This window comes from Microcoleus sp. OTE_8_concoct_300 (assembly GCF_031383065.1).
Lineage (GTDB): Bacteria > Cyanobacteriota > Cyanobacteriia > Cyanobacteriales > Microcoleaceae > Microcoleus.
Map to the genome: position 1 here is coordinate 1 of NZ_JANMZH010000241.1, position 1,497 is coordinate 1,497.

Below are 1,497 nucleotides of genomic sequence, written 5' to 3' on the forward strand. Positions count from 1 at the left end.
TTTAATTCCGATACAACTGCGCCGCGATCGCGCCAAGCTTCCGCATTTTCAGGCTTAATGGCGATCGCTCGATCGTAAGCTGCCATTACTTATTCATACTAACCCAATATAAAATCAACACTCACTACAAACTCGGGAAAAGCCAGCGGCGCAACTTGTTGACCGCGCCAAAACTTCAGCATTAAACTATAACCGTTCGGGCCTGGCTGACGGTAGACTTCCAAACAATTTTCAACTAAATCTACCAGCCAAACTTCTTGAATGAGCGATCGAGCGTAAATGGATACTTTCACAACTCTGTCATAATCAACCGTACTATCTGAAACCTCAACTAACAGCAAAACTTCAGACGGTACAGGATGGGCTGTGGCGTAGTAATCAGCGCGAGGTTCCAGCAATACAACATCCGGTTGAGGTTCAGTGCGTTCAGTCAACTGGATAGGGTCTTGGACACCCAGAGTCGCCAGATATTCTGGAATGAGGCTGAAGCGCCTGGTGAGACGCTTAACAGAACTTGCATGATGAGTACCAATTGCAGCCATTTTAACAATCTCTCCTTCTATAAGTTCTACCCGATCGCCCTCGGAGAGAATACCCGCCTCAGTCATCAAATGATATTCTTTTACTGTAAATAACCGTTTTTGAAGCTGAACAGACATATAACTATTCTCCTTGTTTGCAGCTTATCTAAATTTACCATAAAAAAAACCGCCCCAAACAGAGCGGCCCAAAGAGGAAAAATTTAGATAACAAACCTTAGACAAAAAGCCTTTAAATGCCCGCTATTAAGTCTGGTCAAATACTCCTCAATAACTGTAGCCCTGGTTCATCGCCAACTATTAATACAGTGAAATTGGATCGAAAGCTGCCCTGGAATTTAACTGTCATCAAGTAACCGAAGTAATTTACCATAAAAGAAACCGCCCCAAACAGAGCGGCCCAAAGAGGAAAAATTTAGATAACAAACCCGATCCAAAAAGCATTTAACAACTTGCAGACATATTAGTAGGGCAAGCATTGCTCGCCCCTACTAACACTCTTAAAGCAGAGTAATTGCAGTCGATGCCGGAGCACCGATCGATCCTGGGCCAAAACCTAAATTCACCACGCCACCATTCAAACCAGAAACATTATTAAGTGTCAGAGTGACGCTAGTTTGACCTGGATTAAAGTTCACCGCACCACCAGAAGGCTTCGCACTATACGGCCCGACAATATTGAAATCTACATTATTCACAGGTTGGTTGCCGCCGGGAGCAGCAATCAAAAAGTCGATCGAAGCCGAAACCGCAGTATTGCCGCTGCGGTTAATTGTGAAATTTCCAGCACCGCTATCAGCCACAGGACCCGGAGACGAACCGTAAGAAAAGAAAGTAGGAGGCACAGCAGTAGTATCAACAATCGACAGAACCGCTGCTGAAGGACTCGCCAAACTACCGCCACTCAAGAACAAATTCACCGTCTCAGTAGGCTCTGTGAGGCTATCAAATAAAGTTT

The 1,497-nt window shown here is 44.8% G+C and carries 1 protein-coding gene and 1 pseudogene; both read right to left on the reverse strand.

The genetic code is table 11. The features are described from left to right. Nucleotides 1-98: 98 nt before the first annotated feature. Nucleotides 99-659, reverse strand: a complete 561-nt coding sequence (locus ACUVJL_RS11595; protein ID WP_445245982.1) for a Uma2 family endonuclease — start codon at nucleotides 657-659, stop codon at nucleotides 99-101. 380 nt (nucleotides 660-1,039) lie between these two features. Next, nucleotides 1,040-1,497, reverse strand: a pseudogene (locus ACUVJL_RS11600) (hypothetical protein); the annotation flags it as partial.

What these genes read in the sequence shown, in the direction of transcription:
- ACUVJL_RS11595 (WP_445245982.1), bottom strand. Translation starts at nt 659, where the DNA reads ATGTCTGTTCAGCTTCAAAAACGGTTATTTACAGTAAAAGAATATCAT.